Here is a 4,951-nt window from a genome sequence, read left to right as displayed (position 1 = left end):
GCATCGACGGCGGCAACGGCCTCACCACCTCCGCCACCCTCGGCTCCGCCACCACCGGACACACCAAGGGCACCGCCGCCCTCGGCGCCGCACTCGACCTCCGACTCCCCACCACCACCCAACCAGGGACCTACACCACCACCCTCACCCTCACCGCACTCAGCTGACCCACACCCACACCCAGAGCCCGGCACAGCCCCACCCAAGGGCCGTGCCGGGCCCCAGCACAACGCGTGCGGCCGGCCGCTGCACCCGCCATGGGACGGCCGGCCCACGACGACGGAGAGAGCCCCATGACCAGGAGACCCGCCAGACCGGTCGCACCGCACCGCCTTCTCGCCGCCCTGCTGACGGCGCTGCTGAGTGTGCTGTGGACGCCGGCAGCCGCCATGGCCGCACCCACGGCGCCGGCCTCCCCGCGCGCGGCCGAGCAGAACCAGATCACCTGGGGCGCCGCGCCGGCCGACACCTCCGTCGGCAAGGGACGCAGCCGATTCACGTACACCCTCGCTCCCGGCGACCGCGTCACCGACGCCATCGCCGTGGTGAACCGCAGCGACACCACCATCAGGCTCCGGGTCTACGCCAGCGACGCCTTCACCACTCCCAGCGGCGGCATCGACCTCCTCTCCGCCGACAAGAAGCCGACCGACGTCGGCTCCTGGATCAGGATGAAGTCCACGACCCTCACGCTGAAGAGCCAGAAGACGGCGGTCGTGCCCTTCACCCTCACCGTCCCCGAGAACGCCACACCCGGCGACCACTCCGGCGGCGTGGTGACCTCACTCATCACCAAGGCCCAGGGGAAGACCGTCCGGCTCGACCGGCGGCTCGGCTCCCGCGTCTACCTGCGCGTCTCCGGGCCGCTCAGCCCTTCGCTCAAGGTGAGCGACCTGCACGTCTCCTACGACGGCACTCTCAACCCGGCCGGCAGCGGCAGCCTGCGCGTCACGTACACCGTCACCAACACCGGAAACGTCCGGCTGAAGGCCCGTCAACTGATCCGGACCAAGGGGCTCTTCGGGCTGATGGGCCAGGATGCCCGCGTCGCCGACCTGCCGGAGGTGCTGCCCGGCAACGCGCTGACCCGCACCGTCACCGTCACCGGCATCTGGCCCACCGTCCGGCTCGACACCGCCGTGGTCCTGCAGCCGGTCGCCTCGGACGACCAGCCCGCGATCCAGGCCGACCAGGCGTCCGCGACCCGGTCGCTGTGGGCCTGGCCCTGGGGGCAGCTGATCGCACTCGCGGTCCTCGCCGCCGCGGCCGGCGCCTACGCGCTCCTGCACAGGCGCCGCAGGCGCAAGGTCGAACAGGCCATCACCGCCGCCGTCACCGAGGCCCTCGGCACCGCGAAGGCCGACTCGGCGCCGTGACCGACGATGGCCTGGGAGCCGTCCCCGGCTGCCTGACGGCGTGATGCGCGCACACCGCCCGGACGATGACCACAGGTATGCCGACCCGTTCGGTCACCGCCCGCGCCACCACCCCAGGGACCGCTCGCACAACACGGCCCGCCGGCCGGGACGTTCAGGCCGCAGCCGTACCCCGCGATCCTCGCCCGCCGGCCACAGTGGCGGCGATGGTCCTCCCCACGGCCGCGGACAGCATGGCGTCGTCCCGCTCGTCACCGGCCCAGGCCACGTGCCCGTCGGGGCGGATCAGGGCGGCGCGCAACGTGCTCCAGGCGGCCGGGGGCCGGTCGAGCGTTCCGGTACGGACGGCGAGCCCCGGCAGCGCGCGGTCGCCGAGTGTGCCGCCGGGCGTGAGGTCGAGCAGCAGATACGCGTCCGGGTGCAGCAGGGCGAACAGGCCGTGGTCCGTGCCGGTGAAGGCCAGGTCGGGGGCGCGGGTGCCGGTCAGCGGGTGGGCTGCCGGGTCCGCGGTGGGGTAGCTGACGGCGAGTGCGGTGAGCCGTTCGGACAGCGCGCGGCTGAACGCCGGTTGGGTGGCGACCATCCCGCTGAGCAGTGAGCGCAGGTCGAGGCCCTCGGGTGTGAACGTGGTCATCAGCGCGGTCTGGGCGCGGCTGTGTTCCACCAATTGGGCGCCGACCGGGTGCCGTTCGGCGTGGTACGTGTCCAGCAGGCCGTCCGGGGCCCAGCCGTTCAGTGTCGCGGCCAGCTTCCAGCCGAGGTTGTGCGCGTCCTGGATACCGACGTTCATGCCGACTCCCCCGGCGGGGAAATGCTGGTGGACGGCGTCGCCTGCCAGCAGAACACGACCGCGCCGGTACTCGGCGGCCAACCGGGTGGCGTTGCCGAAGCGGGAGAGCCATGACACATCGCGCATGCCGAAGTCGTCACCGGCGATGCCGACGGTCTTCTGCCGCAGCTCGTCCATCGTGAGATCGCCGGGCCACTCGTCGGTGCGGCTGTCGGGGCTGACCCCGACGATGCGGAACCGCCCGCCGGGGAACGGCGCGACCATCACGCCGCCTTGGCGGGTGAAGGCGCTGAAGCCGGGCCGCGGCGGGGCGTCGAGGGTGACGTCGCCGAGCCAGCCGAGGACGGTGGCGGGCGTACCGGGAAAGCCGATACCGGCGGTGGTGCGTACGGTGCTGCGGGTGCCGTCGCAGCCGACGACGTACGCGGCCTCGATCTCGTACGTCCCTTCCGGCCCCCGCGCCCGTACGGTCACCGACTCCTCGGTCTCGGCGAACCCGGTGACGCGATGACCGCGCACGATCGTGGCCCCCAGCCCGAGCGCGTGCTCCTGGAGCAGTTCCTCGGTACGGACCTGTGGCAGGGCGAGGGTGTACGGGAACGGGGTGTCCAGGTCCTGGAAGTCGAGCCGGTCGTCGAGCATGGCGAAGTGGCCGCCCGGGATCCGCACACCCTCGGCGAGGAACGGCTTGTGCGCCCCGCGCGAGGCCAGGACCTCGATGGTGCGCGGATGGATGGTGAGCGCCACCGCGACGGCGCCGCACTTGTCGTCGGCACCTACGCCGCCGAACCCCACCACCTGCGTCTCGCCGAAACTCTCGTCACGGCGCTCCTGGACAGCGGCCTCGACGAGCGCGAGGCCGCCTGGACCACCTGGACGGTCATCTACTTCACCCTCGGCCTCACCCAGGAACAACAGGCCGCCGAGCACCAGCCGCTGGACGACCGGCTGGCCAACGCGGTGTCCCGCACCACCCACCCCGCACTCCACCGCGTCCTCGACCACCTCTCCCCCGGCACCTTCGACGACCGCTTCGAGTACGGCCTGGCCGCAATCCTCGGCGGGCGGTGAGCGGAGCCATGAAGGACCGGTGCGGCAGGCATCCACTACGAGGACCAGCTCGCCTCCGAGAAGAAGTGCGGCCACCTCGGCGGCAAGGTCCTCGTGCCGACCTCGCAGCACATCCGCACGCTCAACGCGGCCCGCCTGGCCGCCGACATCGCCGATGCCCCGACGATCGTCATCGCCACGACGGACGCGCTCGCCGCCACCCTCCTCACCAGCGACGTCGACGAACGTGACGCCAAGTTCGTCACCGGCGAGCGCACGGCCGAGGGCTTCTACCACGTGCGCAACGACATGGCCCCGGTCATCGCGCGAGGTCTGCCCTACGCACCGTACGCCGACCTGATCCGGATGGAGACCGGCACACCGGACCTGACCCGGGCCCGCGAGTTCGCCGAGGCGATCCACGCCCGATTGCGATCCCGGCCACCCATACGTCCGCCCTGCCGATCATGCGGCTCGGCATGGCCACCGGCCGCGCCGACCGGGTCGTGGGCCTGCATGTCTTCAACCCCGTCCCCATGCTGCCGCTCGTCGAGGTCGTGACCTTCCCGCTGCTCCAGCGGATGGTCGAGGCGGGCCTGCTCGGCCGCAAGGCCGGACGGGGGTTCGACACTTACGCCCAGGACTGACCACGCTCGGCGGACAGAGCCTCGGCGGGACTTAGGTATACCTAACTTTTACTCAGGACACAACATCTGGGATGGCGGCACTCGGAGATTTCCAGATGTAGTGTTGCTCTTGCTGGTGGTTCGCCAGGCACTCAGGTGCCCGGCGAGGCAAGAGGGAACCCGGTGGGAAACCGGGACTGCCCCGCAGCGGTGAGCGGGAACGACCGCCGTCATACGCACTGGACCTGAGACACAGGGCCTGGGAAGCGACGGCCAGTAGGGGTCTCGTACGAGATGAGACGCGCCCGCGAGTCCGAAGACCTGCCACTGGTGCGTGCGCCGAACAGCGGCGTGCGCGCTCCGAGGCCCCGAGGGAGGGCCGCGTGGCAGACGCACGGACCCGGGTCAGGCATGCCCTTCCGCCGCCCCGGTGATGGGCCGTACGCGCCGCGACGCTCCTCCCTCCCGGTCCTCGGACGGACACGGGAACGAGCGAGAGGAGGCGGCGACCGATGAGCGGTCTCGTGTATTTCTCCAGCGTCTCGGAGAACACCAGGCGTTTCGTGGAGAAGCTGGCCCTGTCCGCCACACGCATCCCCCTGCATCCCCACCGCGAGGGCATGCCACAGGTCAGCGAGCCGTATGTGCTGATCGTGCCGACCTACGGCGGCGGCGAGCGGTCCGGCGCTGTCCCCAAACAGGTGATCCGCTTTCTGAACATCGAGGCCAACAGGGTGTTGCTGCGCGGGGTGATCGCCTCCGGCAACACCAACTTCGGCCCGGACTACTGCCTGGCCGGCCGGATGATCTCGGCGAAGTGTCAGGTCCCGGAGCTGTACCGATTCGAACTGCTGGGCACGGACCGCGACGTCCGCGCCGTGAGGGAAGGACTGCACAGGTTTTGGACACGACAGTCATCAGTGACGAGGCCGGTGGCATGAGCATCCTCACCACGGCGGTCACGGTGCCCGCGGGCCAGCGCGAGTCGGTCGGCACCCGCAAGGACTACCACGCGCTCAACGCCATGCTGAACATGTACGACTGCGACGGCCGCATCCAGTTCGACAAGGACCGTGAGGCCGTACGCCAGTACTTCCTCCAGCACGTCA

General features: G+C 71.0%; 5 protein-coding genes, 2 pseudogenes and 1 riboswitch. Of the genes and pseudogenes, 6 read left to right on the top strand and 1 reads right to left on the bottom strand.

The window, feature by feature from the left end; all coding sequences use genetic code 11:
• Window positions 1-293 precede the first annotated feature (293 nt).
• Window positions 294-1,376 carry a WxL protein peptidoglycan domain-containing protein gene (locus CTZ28_RS46170; RefSeq protein WP_183154919.1) on the top strand — a complete coding sequence of 361 codons (1,083 nt, stop codon included), beginning with the start codon at window positions 294-296 and terminating at the stop codon, window positions 1,374-1,376.
• A 154-nt stretch (window positions 1,377-1,530) separates the two neighbouring features.
• Here CTZ28_RS46170 and CTZ28_RS46165 read toward each other — a convergent pair whose 3' ends face one another.
• Window positions 1,531-2,913, bottom strand: a complete 1,383-nt coding sequence (locus tag CTZ28_RS46165; protein ID WP_259472120.1) for an FAD-dependent monooxygenase — start codon at window positions 2,911-2,913, stop codon at window positions 1,531-1,533.
• Here CTZ28_RS46165 and CTZ28_RS46160 point away from each other — a divergent pair.
• The 5 genes and pseudogenes from CTZ28_RS46160 to CTZ28_RS46140 all read left to right on the top strand — a co-directional run.
• Window positions 2,896-3,237, top strand: coding sequence for a TetR/AcrR family transcriptional regulator C-terminal domain-containing protein (locus CTZ28_RS46160; protein WP_121895935.1), 342 nt, complete (start codon window positions 2,896-2,898; stop codon window positions 3,235-3,237). The two genes, CTZ28_RS46165 and CTZ28_RS46160, sit on opposite strands and share 18 nt — an antisense overlap.
• Window positions 3,238-3,255: 18 nt before the next feature.
• Window positions 3,256-3,645: pseudogene (locus tag CTZ28_RS46155) on the top strand (isocitrate lyase); the annotation flags it as partial.
• Window positions 3,642-3,779: pseudogene (locus CTZ28_RS49900) on the top strand (3-hydroxyacyl-CoA dehydrogenase NAD-binding domain-containing protein); the annotation flags it as partial. The pseudogenes CTZ28_RS46155 and CTZ28_RS49900, both read left to right, overlap by 4 nt.
• Window positions 3,780-3,962: 183 nt before the next feature.
• Window positions 3,963-4,185, top strand: a riboswitch (cobalamin riboswitch).
• 169 nt (window positions 4,186-4,354) lie between these two features.
• Window positions 4,355-4,783: a class Ib ribonucleoside-diphosphate reductase assembly flavoprotein NrdI gene (nrdI, locus tag CTZ28_RS46145; protein WP_121895932.1), complete on the top strand. Its 429-nt coding sequence runs from the start codon at window positions 4,355-4,357 to the stop codon at window positions 4,781-4,783.
• Window positions 4,780-4,951 (top strand): hypothetical protein (locus CTZ28_RS46140; RefSeq protein WP_183154918.1); only part of this gene is annotated, 172 nt, incomplete at its 3' end. The genes nrdI and CTZ28_RS46140, both read left to right, overlap by 4 nt.

The sequence above is a fragment of the Streptomyces shenzhenensis genome, assembly GCF_003688995.1.
In the GTDB taxonomy this organism is placed as follows: Bacteria; Actinomycetota; Actinomycetes; order Streptomycetales; family Streptomycetaceae; genus Streptomyces; species Streptomyces shenzhenensis_A.
Note: the sequence above shows the minus strand (reverse complement) of the source record. Positions and strands in the feature narration are given on the sequence as shown.

What these genes read in the sequence shown, in the direction of transcription:
- CTZ28_RS46170 (WP_183154919.1), top strand. Translation starts at nt 294, where the DNA reads ATGACCAGGAGACCCGCCAGACCGGTCGCACCGCACCGCCTTCTCGCC.
- CTZ28_RS46160 (WP_121895935.1), top strand. Translation starts at nt 2,896, where the DNA reads ATGGATGGTGAGCGCCACCGCGACGGCGCCGCACTTGTCGTCGGCACC.
- nrdI (WP_121895932.1), top strand. Translation starts at nt 4,355, where the DNA reads ATGAGCGGTCTCGTGTATTTCTCCAGCGTCTCGGAGAACACCAGGCGT.